Source organism: Williamsia muralis, assembly GCF_002735905.1.
GTDB lineage: Bacteria > Actinomycetota > Actinomycetes > Mycobacteriales > Mycobacteriaceae > Williamsia > Williamsia muralis_A.
Genome location: NZ_PEBD01000004.1, coordinates 1,112,778 through 1,129,546 on the forward strand (window position 1 = coordinate 1,112,778; position 16,769 = coordinate 1,129,546).

Annotated in this window: 15 protein-coding genes; 8 read left to right on the forward strand and 7 right to left on the reverse strand. The window is 65.0% G+C overall.

Annotation, left to right across the window (positions count from 1 at the left end):
* The first annotated feature begins 9 nt into the window (after nucleotides 1-9).
* The 4 genes from CSW57_RS05940 (at nucleotide 10) to CSW57_RS05955 (ending at nucleotide 4,780) form a co-directional block, all read left to right on the forward strand.
* Entirely contained in the window at nucleotides 10-2,292 is a 2,283-nt protein-coding gene (locus tag CSW57_RS05940) for an MMPL family transporter (RefSeq protein ID WP_099381815.1), read from the forward strand.
* Nucleotides 2,243-2,941 carry a TetR/AcrR family transcriptional regulator gene (locus CSW57_RS05945; protein WP_099381816.1) on the forward strand — a complete coding sequence of 233 codons (699 nt, stop codon included), beginning with the start codon at nucleotides 2,243-2,245 and terminating at the stop codon, nucleotides 2,939-2,941. Before CSW57_RS05940 ends, CSW57_RS05945 begins: the two co-directional genes overlap by 50 nt.
* Before the next feature lie 47 nt (nucleotides 2,942-2,988).
* On the forward strand, nucleotides 2,989-3,750 hold the full coding sequence (locus tag CSW57_RS05950) for an SDR family NAD(P)-dependent oxidoreductase (protein WP_099381817.1): 762 nt from the start codon (nucleotides 2,989-2,991) through the stop codon (nucleotides 3,748-3,750).
* A gap of 157 nt (nucleotides 3,751-3,907) precedes the next feature.
* Nucleotides 3,908-4,780 (forward strand): Bax inhibitor-1/YccA family protein, encoded by an 873-nt coding sequence (locus CSW57_RS05955; protein WP_099382101.1) that lies wholly within the window; start codon nucleotides 3,908-3,910, stop codon nucleotides 4,778-4,780.
* A gap of 82 nt (nucleotides 4,781-4,862) precedes the next feature.
* Here the strand turns inward: CSW57_RS05955 and CSW57_RS05960 are convergent, their stop codons facing one another.
* Together CSW57_RS05960 and CSW57_RS05965 are read right to left on the reverse strand one after the other, a co-directional pair.
* Nucleotides 4,863-6,083, reverse strand: a complete 1,221-nt coding sequence (locus CSW57_RS05960) for an acetyl-CoA C-acetyltransferase (RefSeq protein ID WP_099381818.1) — start codon at nucleotides 6,081-6,083, stop codon at nucleotides 4,863-4,865.
* Between the two features lie 108 nt (nucleotides 6,084-6,191).
* A complete protein-coding gene (locus CSW57_RS05965) occupies nucleotides 6,192-7,103 on the reverse strand; it encodes an SGNH/GDSL hydrolase family protein (protein ID WP_099381819.1) in 912 nt (303 codons plus the stop codon).
* 60 nt (nucleotides 7,104-7,163) lie between these two features.
* On the opposite strand from CSW57_RS05965, the gene CSW57_RS05970 reads away from it, so the two are divergent.
* The 4 genes from CSW57_RS05970 to CSW57_RS05985 all read left to right on the forward strand — a co-directional run bounded on the left by CSW57_RS05970 (nucleotide 7,164) and on the right by CSW57_RS05985 (nucleotide 11,899).
* Nucleotides 7,164-8,552, forward strand: a complete 1,389-nt coding sequence (locus tag CSW57_RS05970) for a cystathionine beta-synthase (RefSeq protein WP_099381820.1) — start codon at nucleotides 7,164-7,166, stop codon at nucleotides 8,550-8,552.
* A gap of 82 nt (nucleotides 8,553-8,634) precedes the next feature.
* The gene (locus tag CSW57_RS05975; protein ID WP_030170888.1) at nucleotides 8,635-9,807 is read left to right on the forward strand and encodes a cystathionine gamma-synthase; all 1,173 of its coding nucleotides are present in this window, start codon (nucleotides 8,635-8,637) and stop codon (nucleotides 9,805-9,807) included.
* Between the two features lie 132 nt (nucleotides 9,808-9,939).
* Nucleotides 9,940-11,157, forward strand: coding sequence for a threonine ammonia-lyase (gene ilvA, locus CSW57_RS05980; protein WP_099381821.1), 1,218 nt, complete (start codon nucleotides 9,940-9,942; stop codon nucleotides 11,155-11,157).
* A gap of 40 nt (nucleotides 11,158-11,197) precedes the next feature.
* On the forward strand, nucleotides 11,198-11,899 hold the full coding sequence (locus CSW57_RS05985; RefSeq protein ID WP_099381822.1) for a Tellurium resistance: 702 nt from the start codon (nucleotides 11,198-11,200) through the stop codon (nucleotides 11,897-11,899).
* A gap of 18 nt (nucleotides 11,900-11,917) precedes the next feature.
* Here the strand turns inward: CSW57_RS05985 and speB are convergent, their stop codons facing one another.
* The 5 genes from speB to CSW57_RS06010 are packed head-to-tail and all read right to left on the reverse strand — an operon-like array spanning nucleotide 11,918 to nucleotide 16,756.
* Entirely contained in the window at nucleotides 11,918-12,880 is a 963-nt protein-coding gene (speB, locus tag CSW57_RS05990; RefSeq protein ID WP_099381823.1) for an agmatinase, read from the reverse strand.
* A 9-nt stretch (nucleotides 12,881-12,889) separates the two neighbouring features.
* Nucleotides 12,890-13,654, reverse strand: a complete 765-nt coding sequence (locus tag CSW57_RS05995; RefSeq protein WP_099381824.1) for a class II aldolase/adducin family protein — start codon at nucleotides 13,652-13,654, stop codon at nucleotides 12,890-12,892.
* Nucleotides 13,654-14,850 carry an aromatic ring-hydroxylating oxygenase subunit alpha gene (locus CSW57_RS06000; RefSeq protein ID WP_099381825.1) on the reverse strand — a complete coding sequence of 399 codons (1,197 nt, stop codon included), beginning with the start codon at nucleotides 14,848-14,850 and terminating at the stop codon, nucleotides 13,654-13,656. The genes CSW57_RS05995 and CSW57_RS06000 overlap by 1 nt, the downstream gene beginning before the upstream one ends.
* Nucleotides 14,850-15,755, reverse strand: a complete 906-nt coding sequence (locus tag CSW57_RS06005; protein WP_143696484.1) for a sugar phosphate isomerase/epimerase family protein — start codon at nucleotides 15,753-15,755, stop codon at nucleotides 14,850-14,852. Before CSW57_RS06005 ends, CSW57_RS06000 begins: the two co-directional genes overlap by 1 nt.
* Nucleotides 15,752-16,756 carry a C-terminal binding protein gene (locus CSW57_RS06010; RefSeq protein ID WP_099381827.1) on the reverse strand — a complete coding sequence of 335 codons (1,005 nt, stop codon included), beginning with the start codon at nucleotides 16,754-16,756 and terminating at the stop codon, nucleotides 15,752-15,754. The genes CSW57_RS06005 and CSW57_RS06010 overlap by 4 nt, the downstream gene beginning before the upstream one ends.
* Nucleotides 16,757-16,769 lie beyond the last annotated feature (13 nt).

Here is a 16,769-nt window from a genome sequence, read left to right on the forward strand (position 1 = left end):
GGATCTGCCGTGTTGTCCTCGTTGGCCCGTGGCGTCATCGCCGCCCCGAAGCGCGTCCTGTCCGGAGCGCTGCTGTTGCTCATCATCTGCGGGGTCCTCGGCTCGTCGGTGTCCGGTCATCTGGCCGCCGGCGGATTTCAGGACCCGGATTCCGAATCGGCCAAGGCGATCGAGGTGATGAGCAACACCTTCGAGCGCGGGGGCCTGCAGGTGGTCATCCGCCTGCACGAGCCGGGCACACCCAACATCGCCGACAGCGATACCGCGCGGACCGCGGCAGACGCCGTGGTTCGCGAACTCGAGTCGTTGGAATTCGTCGAAAGACCGATCATCTCGGCGTGGAACAATCCGGAAGCAGCAGCCGCGCTCATTTCCGAAGACCGCACATCCGGGCTGATCACGTTCACGGTAGCGGGGGGCGACAAGGACGCTGCGGGCAATGGCAAGAAAATCGAAGACCGGTTCAGCGCGCCGTCTTTCACCAGCCAGTTCCTCGGGATCGACGTTCTCGTCGGTGGACAGGCGATGGTCTACTCGCAGGTCAACGAACAGACCAGCCGTGACCTGTTCGTCGCTGAGGCGGTGGCGATCCCGATCAGTTTCCTACTTCTCATCTGGGTGTTCGGAGGACTCACCGCGGCAGTGCTACCGCTGGCGATCGGTATCTTCGCGATCATCGGAACCACGGCTGTGCTGCGAGGCTTCACACTCTTCGCCGACGTGTCCGTCTTCGCCCTCAATCTGACGACGGCCATGGGGTTGGCGCTGGCCATCGATTACACACTCCTGATCATCAACCGCTACCGCGAAGAAGTGCAGGCCGGACGAAACCGGGATGACGCTCTTGTCGTCACCGTCGCGACGGCAGGCCGCACAGTTCTGTTCTCCGCTGTGACAGTGGCCTTTTCGCTCGCCGCGATGGCGATCTTCCCGATGTACTTCCTGCGGTCGTTCGCCTATGCGGGACTGGCCGTGGTGGCGCTGGCCGCCGCTGCCGCGCTCGTGGTGGCACCGGCGCTCATCGCTGTGCTCGGCCCGCGGATCGACTCACTCGATGTGCGCAGGCCCATCCGAAGGCTCCTCGGCCGAGACGAACCGCATGTGCCCGAACCCGAAGAGTCGATGTGGTACCGCTCCACACAGTTTGTCCTGCGTCATGCCGTCCCGGTCGGGCTGGCCGTCGTCGCGTTGCTCCTCGTCCTGGGTGCCCCGTTCCTCGGCATCAAGTTCGGCTACCCGGACGACCGCGTGCTCCCGGAGTCGGCGTCCGCGCGCGTACTCGGTGACGAACTACGAGAAGACTATTCACAGAACGCATCCGCGTCCGTCAACATCGTGATCCCGGAGGCCCGCGACCTCGACGAGCCCACGATGTCGCGGTACGGTCAGGACCTCTCCCAGGTGACCGACGTCACCGCGGTCACCACCCCGGTCGGGACGTTCGTCGACGGGCAACGGGTGGGCAACGGTGGCAACGACATGACGGCCGACAACGCCGCCTATCTCACCGTCTCCTCGACCGTCGATCCGTTCTCCGAGCGCGGTCAGGACCAGCTCGACGCACTTCGTGAGGTGCCGGCACCCGCCGAGACGTTGTTCAGCGGTCTGGCACAGCAGAACATCGACAATGTCAACAGCATCATCGATCACCTCCCCGAGGTGTTCGTTGTCATCGTCGTGACGACGTTCATCCTGTTGTTCCTGCTCACCGGTTCGGTTCTGCTACCGGTGAAAGCGCTGGTGCTCAACGTGTTCTCGCTGACGGCGACATTCGGCGCGATGGTCTGGATTTTCCAGGACGGCAATCTCGGAGGGCTCGGGAGCACCACCACCGGCACGCTCATCGCCAACATGCCCGTCCTCATGTTCTGCATCGCTTTCGGGTTGTCGATGGACTACGAGGTGTTCTTGCTGTCGCGGATACGGGAAGAGTGGCTCAAGTCCGGCAGGACAAGGGCGGACAACGATCACGCGGTTGCATACGGCCTGGCCAGAACCGGCCGGGTTGTGACGGCCGCCGCGCTGCTGATGGCCATCGTCTTTGCCGGAATCGCCTTCTCGCAGGTGTCTTTCATGCGGATGTTCGGTGTCGGTCTCGCGCTGGCGGTGTTGATGGACGCGACGTTGATCCGCATGTTCCTCGTTCCTGCATTCATGAAGATCGCCGGTCGGGCAAACTGGTGGGCGCCGGCACCCCTGCGTAAGTTCCATGACAGGTTCGGTCTGAGTGAGGAAGGTGGCCATGACGGTCGAACGACTGAGGCGCCGCAGGTCCCCTCGCGGCTCGGGTGAGCAGCTACGCGCGGAGATCCTCACGGCTGCAACCGAATTGCTTCTCGAGAGTGGAGACGAATCGGCAGTTTCGATCCGTGCCGTGGCCAACCGGGTGGGGGTCACACCGCCTTCGATCTATATCCACTTCGCCGACAAGGACACACTGATCGACGAAGTGGTCGCGCAGTACTTCACCCGACTGGACGAAGTGATGCGCGCTGCTGGGGCCGAGCACGAGGACAGCTGGGAAGCGGCACATGCACAGGGGATGGCCTATGTTCGTTTTGCGGTCGAGAACGCGGAACTGTACCGGGTGGCGACCATGAAGGTCTGCGCCGAGGGCACCGATGCCGATGCCGTTCTCGGGCAATCGGCTTTTGTTCACTTCGCCGAGACGATCGAGCGTTTGATGGACGAGGGGTTCGTCGACAAGGGCGATCCGACCCCCGTGGTGCTCGAGTTGTGGACCGCCGCACACGGTGTCGCCGCGTTGATGATCGCAAAGCCTTACATTGCGATCGGCGACAATTACGAACTCGCCGAACGGGTCCTGACATCTGTGTGCCTCGGGCGGGCCACCAAGGACTTGATCGGTGGAGACGTCGGGCCCACCGAGATCCGTGACTTCATCGTCGAACAGCGAAGCCGCCGAGGCCCCGATTCGTGACTCCATTCGCGGGGTGAACGTGTTCTAGTTTCGCTAGTGTCTGCTGCATGGGAGTTCTGGACGGCAAGGTTGCATTGATCACCGGCGGCGGCAAAGGGGTGGGCTTCGGCATCGCCTCGGCACTGAGCAAGGAAGGTGCCGACATCTTCATCTGCGGCCGCCATGAGAAGCCGTTGGCCGCGGCTGCCGAGAAACTGCAAGCCAACGGTGTGCGGGCAGAGTACCTGGTGGGCAACGTCAGCGAGGCCGACGATTGCTCCACCGTCGTCGAGGCGTGCGCAGAACGGTTGGGTGGGGTCGACATCCTGGTGAACAACGCCAACGATGCGATGCCGATCCCGCTGCTCGATGTGTCCGACGACGACTTCACCAGGTTCTTCCGAACCGGACCGCTCGCCGTGCTGCGGTTGATGAAGGCCTGTCATCCGCTGATGGTCGCCAGAGGTGGGGGATCGGTGATCAACCTGGTGACGTCGTCGGCGGTCCGCTGGGACATGGCCACGTACGGACCCTATGCCGCCGTCAAGGAGGCGACGCGCTCGTTGACCCGGGCGGCGGGCTGCGAATGGGGTAAGGACAACATTCGCGTCAACGCCATTGCGCCGCATGCCATGACGCCGTCGTTGCAGTGGTGGACCGAGACGTACCCGGAAGAGGCCGAAGCGTTTGTCAAGAGCATCCCGCTGGGCCGGATCGGTGATGCCGAACAGGACATCGGTCGTATCGCGGTGTTCCTGTGCAGTACGGATGCGGCGTATCTCAGCGGTGTGACGATCCCCGCCGATGGCGGTCACAGCCGGTGGGGCTGACCAGATCGACGCTCTGAGCCGACTTTTCGGCCCGACAGCTGATCCCGCAGGGGAGTCGACTGCACCGAAGTTCAAGAGAAGGTAAAGTCGGAACTCGATAGCCACGCCGCTCGTTGAGCGTGCATAAGTGGGATCACTTGATGAAGGGACCAAAACGGTGCGTGAAAGCAGCAATCCGGTGATGCGCGGAGTAGTGCGCAGCAACCAGGGGCCCGGCGGCTACGCCGGCTTTGGCGCTGGTGCAGCCGGCGCCGGCCAGGGCGCGATGTGGAATCAACAGACGGGGCAGCCGCCTGCCGATCCGTACGCCCGTCCAGGGCAGCAGGTCGGATCGCGAACCCTGACCATCGACGACGTCGTGATGAAGACAGCCGCCACCCTCGGTGTCCTCATCCTCTCGGCGGCCGTCTCGTACTTCCTGGCCAGCCAGAACGAAGCACTGGCGATGCCGCTGATGCTGATCGGCGCGCTGGGCGGGCTCGGCCTCGTCCTCGTCGCGACATTCGGTCGTAAGCAAGACAATCCGGCCATCGTGCTCAGTTACGCGCTGCTCGAAGGTCTGTTCGTCGGTACGGTGTCGTTCGTCTTCGCCAACTGGGTTGTTGCCGGCGACGTCAGCGCCGGTGTCCTGATCGGCCAGGCGGTACTCGCGACCTTCGGTGTCTTCGGCGGCATGCTGATCGTCTACAAGACCGGCGCCATCCGCGTCACCCCGCGGTTCACCCGGATGATCTTCGCAGGCCTGATCGGCGTGCTCGTGCTGATCCTCGGCAACCTCGTCATCGGGTTCTTCAACGGTGGCGACGGGCTGGGCCTTCGTGACGGCGGACCGATCGCGATCATCTTCTCGCTCGTCTGCATCGCGCTTGCGGCATTCAGCTTCCTGATCGACTTCGACGCCGCAGATCAGCTGATCCGCTCGGGCGCACCGGAAAAGGCGGCCTGGGGCATCGCTCTCGGACTCACCGTCACCCTGGTGTGGCTGTACGTCGAGATCCTGCGCCTGCTGAGCTACTTCAACTCGGACTAGTTCGACAGCGCTCAGGCGATCAGAACCACAAAAGAGCCCCGCGACCACAGGTCGCGGGGCTCTTTCGTGTCCTGCCGAGTGATCAGCTGAGGCGTTCGAGCACCATCGCCATGCCCTGTCCGCCGCCGACGCACATGGTCTCCACACCCAGGCTCTTGTCCTGCGTGCTGAGGTTGTTGAGCAGCGTCGCGGTGATGCGGGCACCGGTCATGCCGAACGGGTGGCCGAGGGCGATCGCGCCGCCCGAGACGTTCAGCTTGTCGTGGTCGATGCCGAGCTCGTTGGCCGAGCCGAGCACCTGGACCGCGAAGGCTTCGTTGATCTCGAACAGATCGATGTCGCCGATGCCCAGTCCGGCGTACTTCAGCGCCTTGCGCACGGCCTCGATCGGTCCCAGGCCCATGATCTCGGGGGAGAGGCCCGTGGCTGCGGTGGAGACGATGCGGGCCAGCGGGGTGAGGCCGAGTTCCTTGGCCTTGGTGTCGCTCATGACCACGAGCGCCGCGGCGCCGTCGTTGAGCGGACACGCGTTGCCGGCCGTGATGGTGCCGTCGGGACGGAAAACCGGCTTGAGCTGACTGATCTTCTCGTAGGTGGTTCCGGCGCGGGGACCGTCGTCGGTGGTCACCTTGGTGCCGTCGGCGAGGGTGAGCGGCTCGATCTCGCGTTCGAAGAAGCCCGACTTGATGGCTTCCTCGGCACGGTTCTGGCTGCGCACGCCCCAGTGATCCTGGTCTTCGCGGGAGATGCCCGTGTAGGTGGCGACGTTCTCGGCCGTCTGGCCCATCGGGATGTAGACGTCAGGGATGAGGCCTTGCTCACGCGGATCGACCCATGTGCCTGCGCCACCAGCGGTGGCCTTGTCGGTGCGTTCCATCGCTTCGGCGAACATCGGGTTCTTGGTGTCGGGCCAGCCATCGGCGCTGCCGGTGGCGAAGCTCGACACGCTCTCCACACCGCCGGAGATGAACACGTCGCCCTCGCCCGCTTTGATGGCGTGGAATGCCATGCGGGTGGTCTGCAGCGACGACGAGCAGTAGCGGTTCACCGTGACACCGGGAACGTGGTCGAGGCCGAGTTGTACGGCAACAGAACGGGCGATGTTGAAGCCGGCCTGCCCTGCGGGCTGCCCGCTGCCCAAGTGCAGATCATCGATGTCTGCGCGGTCGAGCGATGGCACCTTGTTGAGTACGGCTTCGATCATCTGGCGGGCCATCTCGTCGGGCCGCAGATCTTTCAGTGACCCCTTGTTCGCGCGCCCGATCGGTGAACGGGCGGTGGCGACGATGACTGCTTCTGGCATATGGACTCCCTGTAGAATCAAGTTGAACACGCAAGTGTTTAAGGGTTTCTGATCGAACGTTACGCCAGCTGGAGAACGCGCATGGCGGGACCTGACCGCTCGCTGCGATCAACGGTGCCGGGCCGCGCGTTCCATGTACTCGCGCATCCGGCGACTCCACCGGTTGTCCTCCGCGATCGCGGAGACCTCGGGTGGATCCGGTAGCGGCCCGCTGCCCCATTCGCCGACGGCCGCGAGGACGGCGGGCAGCAGAGTTTGCGCGGCGAGCTCGTATCCCGCTGCCGACGGGTGATAGTTGTCGGCCGACAGCATCCGATCGGGCGCGGCCAAGAACTCGCGGGCAAGGAGATCGGCGAGGGGCACCGGCTTGCCGCCCGCGGCCGTGGTCTCGACGGCCTGCGCCGCGGCCAGACGCAGGCCCCACTGGCGGATCACCGTGCGCAACGGCTGCGGGATCATCGCGACCACACCGAGGTCGGGACATGTGCCGACCACCACCTGCGCACCCGCATCGCGCAGCCGCCGTACCGCCGAACCCAGCCGTTTCGCCGACGCGCGGATCCCGCTGGTGCTGGTGACGTCGTTGGCCCCGATGAAGATCACCGCGACGTCGGGTGGGGGGCCGGCGATGAGCATGGCGTCCACCTGACCGGACAACCCACGCGACGTCGCACCGACGATCGCCTTGGTACTCAACCGGATACGCCGGCCCGTCTCGTCGGCGAGCATTCGCGTCAACTGGACGCCGGGTGTCTCGTCGGCGACCTCGGCGCCGAGACCGGCCGCCGTCGAGTCGCCGAAGATCATCAGGTGCAGATCAAACGGTTCGCTCCGCCGGAAACGGATCGGTCCGATCCCGTCGGGGCCATAGATCCCGTCGCCGTTGGGTGCGTTGTCGGTGCGGTGCGGGATGACTGTGCGCGCTGCTCGCGCCTGGCCGTTGAGGAAGGTCCACGCACCCCACCCGGCACCTGCCGTACCCGCCGTGGCGGCCGCGGTTGCTGCGAGGTCGCGAATCATCCGCTGCCTTGATCCGGACACAGCTCCAACATAATCGAACGCGTCTGGGACCATGGAGTCATGCGCATCGCAAGTCACGTCGTCGATCTGATCGGGAACACACCTCTGGTCCGGCTGAACTCGGTTGTCCAACCGGGATCTGGCCTGGTCGCCGCCAAGATCGAGTACCTCAACCCAGGCGGTAGCTCCAAGGACCGCATCGCCGTCAAGATGATCGACGCCGCCGAGGCGTCGGGCGAGTTGAAGCCCGGAGGCACCATCGTGGAGCCGACTTCCGGCAACACCGGCGTGGGGCTCGCCCTGGTCGCCCAGCAGCGGGGCTACCAGTGCGTGTTCGTGTGCCCCGACAAGGTCGGCGAAGACAAGCGGAACGTGTTGCGTGCCTACGGGGCCGAGGTCGTGGTGTGCCCGACTGCGGTTCCACCCGAACACCCCGACAGCTACTACAACGTCTCCGATCGCCTCACCAGGGAGATCGAAGGCGCGTGGAAGCCCAACCAGTACGCCAACCCGGCAGGACCGGAGAGCCACTACGAGACCACCGGCCCCGAGATCTGGAACGACACCGACGGCAAGATCACCCACTTCGTCGCAGGCGTGGGCACCGGCGGAACCATCACCGGCACCGGCCGCTACCTCAAAGAGGTGTCCGGCGGAAAGGTCAAGATCATCGGCGCCGACCCCGAAGGATCGGTGTACTCGGGCGGCACCGGCCGTCCGTACCTCGTCGAAGGTGTCGGTGAAGACTTCTGGCCCACCGCCTACGACCCGGCGATCCCCGACGAGATCATCGCGGTCTCCGATGCGGACTCGTTCGAGATGACCCGGCGGCTCGCCCGCGAAGAGGGACTGCTCGTCGGTGGCTCCTGTGGCATGGCGGTTGTCGCCGCACTCCAGGTCGCCGAACGTGAGGGCCCGGACGCGCTTGTGGTGGTGCTGCTGCCCGACGGTGGACGTGGCTACATGGGCAAGATCTTCAACGACAGGTGGATGAGCAGCTACGGCTTCCTGCGCACCCCGCTCGACGGCAACGCCAAGAAAGAACCGCTGGTCGGCGACGTGCTGCGCGGCAAGTCGGGAGCACTGCCCGACCTGGTGCACACCCACCCGTCCGAGACGCTGCGTGACGCCATCGAGATCCTGCGCGAGTACGAGGTGTCGCAGATGCCCGTCGTCGGGGCCGAGCCACCGATCATGGCCGGTGAGGTGGCCGGCGCTGTCAGTGAACGCGAGCTCCTCAGCGCCGTGTTCGAGGGCCGGGCAAACCTCGCCGATCCGGTCAGCGCTCACATGGGTGAGCCGTTCCCCCTGATCGGCTCGGGTGAACCGGTGTCGGCGGCCACAAAAGCGCTCAGCGACACCGATGCCCTGATGGTCGTCGAAGACGGCAAACCGATCGGCGTCATCACCCGGCACGACCTGCTGGCCTTCGTCAGCTCGATCGGCTAGCCGACCAGGTCACCCCAGGGCGGAAACCGGTTCGCATCGGCCGAACTGCAGGCCGGGCGGGCCGGGCTCTACCCTGGATGTCATGAGTGAGCAGCGCAGCAAGACCGACTCGCACAACTGGCAAGGTTTCTCGACGAAGGCGATCCACGCCGGTTACGAACCCGACCCGGCGACAGGTGCGGTCAACGTACCCATCTATGCCAGTTCGACCTTCGCCCAGGACGGCGTGGGAGGCATGCGCGGCGGCTTCGAATACGCGCGTACGGGCAACCCCACCCGTCAGGCACTCGAGGCCAACATCGCGGCCCTGGAAGAGGGCAGCTTCGGCCGGGCCTTCGCCTCGGGCATGGCCGCCACCGACGCCCTCCTGCGTGCAACGCTCCGTCCCGGCGACCACCTGGTGATCCCCAACGACGCCTACGGCGGCACGTTCCGGTTGATCGACAAGGTGTTCAGCCAATGGGGCATCGAGTACTCGGTCGCGCCGGTCACCGACGTCGACGCCGTGCGTGCCGCGATCCGACCCAACACCAAACTCGTCTGGGTCGAGACACCCACCAACCCGTTGCTGAACATCGGTGACATCGAGGCGCTCGCCGCAGTGGCCCACGAAGCGAAGACAAAACTGGTGGTGGACAACACCTTTGCGTCGCCCTACCTCCAGCGGCCGTTGACACTCGGCGCCGACGTGGTGCTGCACTCGACGACCAAATACATGGGCGGGCACTCGGACGTGGTGGGTGGCGCACTGGTCACCGACGACGAACAGCTCGACGTCGACATCGCGTTCCTGCAGAACGGCGCCGGAGCAGTTCCGGGACCGTTCGACGCCTACCTCACCATGCGGGGCATCAAAACACTCGGCGTCCGGATGGATCGGCACAGCGACAACGCCGAAAAGCTGGTGGAGTTCCTCAGCTCCCATCCCAAGATCGACTCGGTGCTGTACCCGGGCCTTCCCAACCACCCCGGACACAAAGCCGCCGCCAAGCAGATGACCCGATTCGGCGGCATGATCTCGGTGCGCGTCTCCGGCGGATCGGAAGCAGCACAACAGTTCTGCGACCGCACCGAGGTGTTCACGCTCGCCGAATCACTCGGCGGCATTGAATCCCTCATCGAACACCCCGCCGCGATGACCCACGCCTCCACCGCCGGCTCATTGCTCGAGGTCCCCGCCGACCTCGTCCGCCTGTCGGTCGGGATCGAAGACATCGGTGACTTGATCGGGGATCTCGAGAACGCTTTAGGTTAGTCTGCTCGCTCCGCTCGCTTTGTCTGGACCGAGGATGAGCGAGCGAAGCAATGCGAAGACGAGGGAAGACGACGCGAGGACGGCCGCGCGCCACGCGCGCGCCAGCGCGCCAAACTAGAGCATGATTGCTAGATGGTGAGTGCACAGTCGCTGGTGGACGTCGCCCACATCGACCGGGCGGTGCAGCTGCTGGCACCGGTGATGCGCCGGACTCCGGTGGTCGCGTCGCGGGCGCTGTCCGAACGTTGTGGTCATGATGTCTGGTTGAAATGCGAAAACCTGCAGCGCACCGGATCATTCAAACCCCGGGGTGCTTATCTGCGGATCGCCGGGCTCGACGAGCGGCAGCGGGCACGAGGTGTGGTCGCGGCCAGTGCGGGCAATCACGCCCAAGGCGTCGCGTGGTCGGCGGGCACGCTGGGCATCTCCTCGACAGTATTCATGCCCTCCGGTGCCTCGCTCCCGAAGGTGGCGGCCACCAGGGCGTACGGCGCAGACGTCATGATGCACGGTGCCACGGTCGACGAAAGTCTGGATGCCGCAATTGCTTTCGCCGATGAGACCGGGGCCGTGCTGATCCACCCGTTTGATCACCCGGACATCGTGGCCGGGCAGGCGACCGTCGGCATCGAGGTGCTCGAACAGATGCCCGATGTGGGGACGGTGCTGGTGCCGCTGGGTGGCGGCGGTCTGCTCGCAGGCGTCGCAGCCGCGATCAAGCTGCACAACCGCGCCATCCGGGTCATCGGGGTGCAGGCGGCAGCGGCGGCGGCATGGCCGGATTCGCTGGCGCGGGGCGGCCCCGTCAAGGCGACGTCGATGAACACGATGGCCGACGGCATTGCCGTCGCCAAACCCGGGGTGGTGCCGTTCGCCCATGTGTCCGAACTCGTCGACGAGGTGGTCACGGTCAGCGAAGAGGCGATCTCCCAGGCGCTCGTCCTGGTACTCGAACGCGCCAAGCTGGTCGTCGAACCGGCCGGCGCGACAGCGGTTGCGGCCATCACCAGCATTCCCGACCTACGGCTCGACGGGCAGGTGTGCGTTGTTCTCTCGGGCGGCAACATCGACCCGCTCCTATTGACCCAGGTCACCACCCACGGCTTGCGGGCGGCCGGGCGATACCTGACGATCACCGCTACCGTTCCGGACCGTCCCGGCGGCCTGGTCGCCCTGTTGGAGCTGCTACGGGACATCGGGGTGAGCGTGGTCGACGTCATCCACTCCCGCGTCAGCGGCGAGCTGAGACTCGGCGAGGTGGAAGTGACCGTGAGTCTGGAGACCAAGGGGCCCGAACACCAGACCCGCGTACGCGCGGCCCTCACCGAATCCGGGTACTCGTTCACCTGACGGCACGCGCGAATGTCCGATTTTCCCCTAGGCTCAACCCATGGCCATCGACTACACAAAACGTCCCAAGCCTTCGCAGGCACCGTCAACTCCTGCGCCGGTGCCTCCCGCGACACCGGCACCAGCGGCCGCGTCGGCGGTGAACCTCAGCAAGATCGCGCTCACCAAGCAGGCGCCCTCGGTGAACCTCGCCAAGCCCGGAGCATCCGGCGGCACGATTCGGATCAACCTGAACTGGGCGCAGGGAGAGTCGTCAGGAGGGCTGTTCGGCAAGCGCAAGAAGGGCGTCGACCTCGACCTGCGGTGCCTCTATGAACTGGCCGACGGCTCCCGCGGCGGGATCGGTGCGCTCGACCGTGCCTTCGGCTCCCTCGACAGGAAACCGTTCATCCAACTGGACTCGGATGACCGATCCGGTAACTCGGTGGGCGGTGAGAACATGTTCGTCAACCTCGCCAACCCTGCTGTGTTCCGGCGCATCCTGGTGTTCGCCGACATCTACGCGGGAAGCCCGAACTGGGCCGCAGTCGATGGTGTGGTGACCGTGGAGTCGCAGTTCGGACCGCCCATCGAGGTCCGGATGGACTCGGCCAAGAACAACCTTCGTACCGCATCTATCGCGCTCATCGAAGTCGGCGCTCAAGGAGTGACCATCACACGAGCGGTCGAGTACTTCTCCGGCGGAGACAAGATGGACAAACATTTCCGCTGGGGCATGAACTGGGGCAGAGGCAGCAAATAGCCTGCACCCCAGTCGCTCTCAGCTCGTCGACGATTGCGCGTCGGCCGCCATCACCGACAACAGTTCGTACGCCACATGTGCGGCGGCGATACCGGTGATCTCGGCGTGGTCATACGCGGGCGCCACCTCGACGATGTCGGCGCCGACGATGTCGAGCCCGGAGAGCCCGCGCAGGGTGTTCAACAGTTCGCGCGACGTCATGCCGCCCGCTTCCGGAGTACCCGTACCTGGTGCGTGCGCGGGGTCGAGCACGTCGATGTCCACGGATACGTACACCGGGCCTCCGGTGACGCGACGATGGATGCGCTCGATGATGCTGCGCACCGTGTCGAACTGATAGTCGTCGGAGCGGATCAGCTGAAAGCCGAGCACGCCATCTGCTTCGAGATCTTGCGCGCTGTACAGCGGCCCCCGGATACCGACGTGCATCGACCGCTCCATGTCGATGAGACCTTCTTCGCTGGCCCGCCGGAACGGGGTGCCGTGTGTGTAGGGCGCCCCGAAATAGGTGTCCCAGGTGTCCAGATGGGCGTCGAAGTGGAGCACCGCCAGCTTTCCGCGCTCACGATGCAACGCCCGCAGCAGCGGGAGTGCCAAGGTGTGGTCACCGCCCAGCGTCAGCAGCCGCGCCCCGTCCGATCCGAGGTGCGTCACGGCACGGTCGACCGTGTCGAGGGCTTCGACGATGTCGAAAGCGTTGACCGCGATGTCGCCGGCATCGGCAACCTGATGCACGGCGAACGGCGAGATGTCCATCGCGGGGTTGTAGGGCCGCAACAGCTTTGACGACGCACGGATGTGGCCGGGGCCGAAACGTGCACCGGGGCGGTAGCTGACTCCGGTGTCGAACGGGACGCCCACGATCTTCACGGCGGCCGTCCGGACATCATCAAGACGCGGCAGGCGGGCGAAGGTGCCGGGTTCGGTGTAGCGGGGCACCAGACTTGCATCGATAGGGCCATGAATCGAGTTCGACGTCACTGCTTTTCCTCAGTCCTTGTAGTCAGGTGCAATGCGCTCGACCAACCGCACCATGGCGGACCAGGCGAGGTCGATGCCGATGTCGTCGGTGAGATCGTCGCCGGTGTCTTCGGCGTTCAGTTGACGTGCGGTGTGTTCACGGATCGTCTCGTCCGGGACGATGACCTCTCCCGCCCGGGTGGCGGCGACCTGTATCTCGCAGGCCTTGTTGAGGTAGTACATCCGCAAAAAAGCCTGCGCGGGTGTGGAACCCACGGTCAGCAGACCGTGGTTTCGCAAGATCAGCGCCGGATGGTTGCCGATGTCTCGAACCAGCCGCTCCTGTTCGTCGAGGTTGAGAGCGACGCCCTCGTAGTCGTGGTAGCCGACGCGGTTGTGGAACTCCATCGAGATCTGGTTCAGGCCGAGGAGGCCGGTCGCCGAGGCGGCCACGGCGCAACCCGCCACCGTGTGGGTGTGAAGCACACAGTGAGCGTCTGCCCGGTTTCGGTGAATGGCACTGTGGATGACGAATCCGGCCGGATTGACCGGCGGACCACCGGGTTCGGTCAACTGGCCGTTCACGTCGATGCGGAGCAGGTTCGAGGCGGTGATCTCCTCGAATAGCAGCCCATAAGGGTTGATGAGGAAATGCTCGTCCGGACCGGGAAGTCGAACCGAGATGTGTGTGAAGATCAGATCGGTCATCCGGAAGTGTGCGATCAACCGGTACACCGCGGCCAATTGTCTGCGTAGTTCGAGTTCCTCGGCCGGAATGGTCGTGAGATCCGGCATCAGTAGCCGACCTTTGCGGACACCAGCTTCTGGAACATCGCGGTGATCTGATCCCAGTGAGTGACGAGATTGGTGCGGTCCGCCGCGGGAGATCTGCGACCGCTCTGCAACTTGTGCAGGATTGGCATGTCCTGCTCATTCACCTCGAACAATATGTCCGTCAATCGCTTTCGCTCGGTGCTGAACCGCTCGCCGGTCGCCGTCTCGTCGACGAACACGGCCATGTGTTCGACGGTCCGTTCCGGACCGGCGGCGTCGAATCCGATCACCTGGAACCAATCCGCTTCCAAGAACAGCAGCGCGTTCGGGAACACACAGAAGATGTCCTGGCTCTCGGTTCGAGCGGGGGGGACATCGCCGAGGAATGGCAACGCCTCGTCGGTCTTGGCGGCCTTACCGGCTGCGCCATGCGGGTAACAACCCCCGATGATGTGGTCGGCCAAACGGACATCGTCCACGTCCAGCGATGCACTGACCGGCCCGACCTGCGGGTGGATGAACGGCAGGTGGTAGAAGTCGAGGAAGTTCTCCACCACGAGTTTCCAGTTCACGGCAATGTCGAACCGGCGCTCCTCGGCCAAATGGATGCGGTTGAAGTCGACGTGGTCCCATCGCGCCAGGATCGGTGCCAGCATGGCGGCGAAATCGGCATCGACTTGGTCCGTCCCGCCGGCCTCGGGACTCTTGAGTGCCAGGTTGACGAAGACCATTCCCGCCCACACCTGGCAGGCGACAGGCAACAGACCCAGGCGCTCGGCACCGTCGGGTACGGCGCGTGTGCGCTCCCGGGTGAAATACGGTGTGGCGTGCAAACTCCCGTCGAGGTTGTAGGACCAGCAGTGGTACGCGCACTGAATCCGCTTGCGAACCTTCACCGGCTCGTCGGTCATGGCCATGCCACGGTGTCGGCAGGAGTTGTGGAACACCCGGATCTGGTCGTCGTCACCGCGGATGATCAGAAGGGGCTTGCCGCCGATGTCCACCGGATGCACCATCCCTGGTTCGTCGACCCAGTGCGCGTAACCGGCCCACACCCAGCCGGACGAGAAGATCCGCTCCTGCTCGAGTGTGTATTCGGTCGCCCCGCTGTAGGCACGCGCCGGGATGAGCGCGTGCCCGGTGGTGTCCGAGGACAGTGGGCCCGGCAACACCTGGTTGCCGGTGGCGGTGACCGGGTTCGGACTGTGTGTGGTCATCAATGACTCCCGTGAGGTGATGGAACGGTGATCGGCGAAGTGGCCGGGGGAGAGGAGGGTTCGATCCCCGAGGCCTCGAACGCCTCGTGGGCCCAGCTCTTGAGGATCAGGGCCTCGGTCCACCGGTCCGACAGTTCGGCTCCTGCGGCGTCGGTGATCGCGTAGGGACGCGTACCGAGCTCGGTGCAGAACATGATCTGCCGGCCTGGGGCACTTCGGGCCCGAATGGATCGGAAGCCCTGTTCCCACCATCCACGAAACCGTTGCTCCCATCGTTCACCCGCTGGGGTGCCGAGGGGGATCTGGACCTGCGCGCGGGTGGCGATCCTGCCCTGAAGTGATCCGCAACGGTCCAGGATGGCGGTCACCAGGTCTTCGTACTCACGCGTGGGTTCGTCGGGCATCTCGTTGGCGCACACGTAATGTGAGAGGTCCCCCGCGAGCTCGATGCGTGGGTCCAGGTGACGCAGGATCAGCTCGGTGAATCGGATGTCGTTGGTGACGGTGTTGCGGTGTGTCTCCAACTGCATGTCGATCTGCTCGTCACGGCACAGCTCGTACCACCTCGCCACGGTGCCGGCGAGGGCTTCGGGATCGAACCCGTAGATCTGCGCGCACACGACCATCTGGCCGGCGCCGACCTGGTGGGCGTAGGCGATCGCTGCACGCAGATCGTCGATGGTGTGAACGAAGGCGAAGACGGCGGCGTTCAGGTCCGACCCCTGGATGAGTGGGGCGAGCTCAGCGGCAGCAGGCGCCCGTCGTGCCCCGAGATCCACCGCGACACCGTTGAAACCCGCAGCGGCGATGAGATGGATCTGCTCTGGAAGCGACCACTGATTTGCGGTGCTGGGTAGGTCCTCCATGGCCCACAGTGACTGGAAGACAGCGAGTCCCGCGCTCATGGCACCGGCACCACGGGGTCGTTGACGGTCAGCACCGGTGTGCCGGTTGTCATCCACTGCACCACGTTCTGGGCCTGAGCGACGATGTACCCGCGCGTCGTGGCATCCGACAGGTACGCGACATGAGGGGTGGAGAGCACATTCGGGTGCCCGATGAGGGGACCGGCGGGATCAGGGGGCTCGGTGTCGAAGACGTCGAGTGCGGCCGCCGTGACCCGCCCGGTGTCGAGAGCGCGGAGCAGCGCCGCCGAATCGATGAGTGTGCCGCGCGCGACGTTGATCAGATGGACTCCCTGACGCATCCGGGCAAAAGCCTTGTCCCCGAGAAACTCCCGGGTGTCCTCGGTCAGCGGGAGATGCAAGGAGATGACGTCGGATCGGCTCAGAACGGTGTCGAGGTCTGCCACCTGGGCGCCGTCGATGCCTGATAGCACGTTGACTGCGTCCGGTTCCGGACGGTCGGTGCGGATGTCGAAGCCCAGCACCTCGCGCACCGTCGGTGCCGCCAGGGCAGCATATCTCCGACCGGTGCTGCCCAGACCCAGTACGCCGACCGTCATCTCGGACAATCGCCGCGGCAAAGGGTCGGGACGGTCCAGCCAGCCGCGTGTGGTGGGGAACCCGGCAAAGAAGGGGAGCCGGCGAATCAGTGCAAGTGTGAGGGTCCAGGCATGGGTGGCCACCTCCTCGGCCGCGACGTCACCGACCGTGCACACCCAGATGCCCAGCTCGGCTGCGGCGTCCACGTCGACGTTGTCGTGTCCTCGCGAGAGCAAGGCGACGATCTTCAGGTTCGGCAGCCGCAGCAAGAGGTCTCGGTCGATCGGTGCGTAGCCGACGAGTAGAGCGGTGGCCCCGGCGGCGTCGCGGGCGATGACGTCGGAGTCCCGTGTCTGCAGTACTTCGACCCGAAAGCCGTTGTCTTTCAGCAATTGACACCCGATGTCGGGGTCGAGGTCGTCGGTGTCGGTGTAGACCGCGAGTGGTCCGTTGTCGGGCATCGATGCTCCAGGA

Excerpts from the sequence above, each read along its gene's own strand:
- ilvA (WP_099381821.1), top strand. The coding sequence starts at position 9,940 with ATGGTGAGTGCACAGTCGCTGGTGGACGTCGCCCACATCGACCGGGCG.
- CSW57_RS06010 (WP_099381827.1), bottom strand. The coding sequence starts at position 16,756 with ATGCCCGACAACGGACCACTCGCGGTCTACACCGACACCGACGACCTC.
- CSW57_RS05960 (WP_099381818.1), bottom strand. The coding sequence starts at position 6,083 with ATGCCAGAAGCAGTCATCGTCGCCACCGCCCGTTCACCGATCGGGCGC.
- CSW57_RS05945 (WP_099381816.1), top strand. The coding sequence starts at position 2,243 with ATGACGGTCGAACGACTGAGGCGCCGCAGGTCCCCTCGCGGCTCGGGT.
- CSW57_RS05995 (WP_099381824.1), bottom strand. The coding sequence starts at position 13,654 with ATGCCGGATCTCACGACCATTCCGGCCGAGGAACTCGAACTACGCAGA.
- CSW57_RS05975 (WP_030170888.1), top strand. The coding sequence starts at position 8,635 with ATGAGTGAGCAGCGCAGCAAGACCGACTCGCACAACTGGCAAGGTTTC.
- CSW57_RS05985 (WP_099381822.1), top strand. The coding sequence starts at position 11,198 with ATGGCCATCGACTACACAAAACGTCCCAAGCCTTCGCAGGCACCGTCA.
- CSW57_RS05965 (WP_099381819.1), bottom strand. The coding sequence starts at position 7,103 with ATGATTCGCGACCTCGCAGCAACCGCGGCCGCCACGGCGGGTACGGCA.
- CSW57_RS06005 (WP_143696484.1), bottom strand. The coding sequence starts at position 15,755 with ATGAGCGCGGGACTCGCTGTCTTCCAGTCACTGTGGGCCATGGAGGAC.
- CSW57_RS06000 (WP_099381825.1), bottom strand. The coding sequence starts at position 14,850 with ATGACCACACACAGTCCGAACCCGGTCACCGCCACCGGCAACCAGGTG.
- CSW57_RS05970 (WP_099381820.1), top strand. The coding sequence starts at position 7,164 with ATGCGCATCGCAAGTCACGTCGTCGATCTGATCGGGAACACACCTCTG.
- CSW57_RS05950 (WP_099381817.1), top strand. The coding sequence starts at position 2,989 with ATGGGAGTTCTGGACGGCAAGGTTGCATTGATCACCGGCGGCGGCAAA.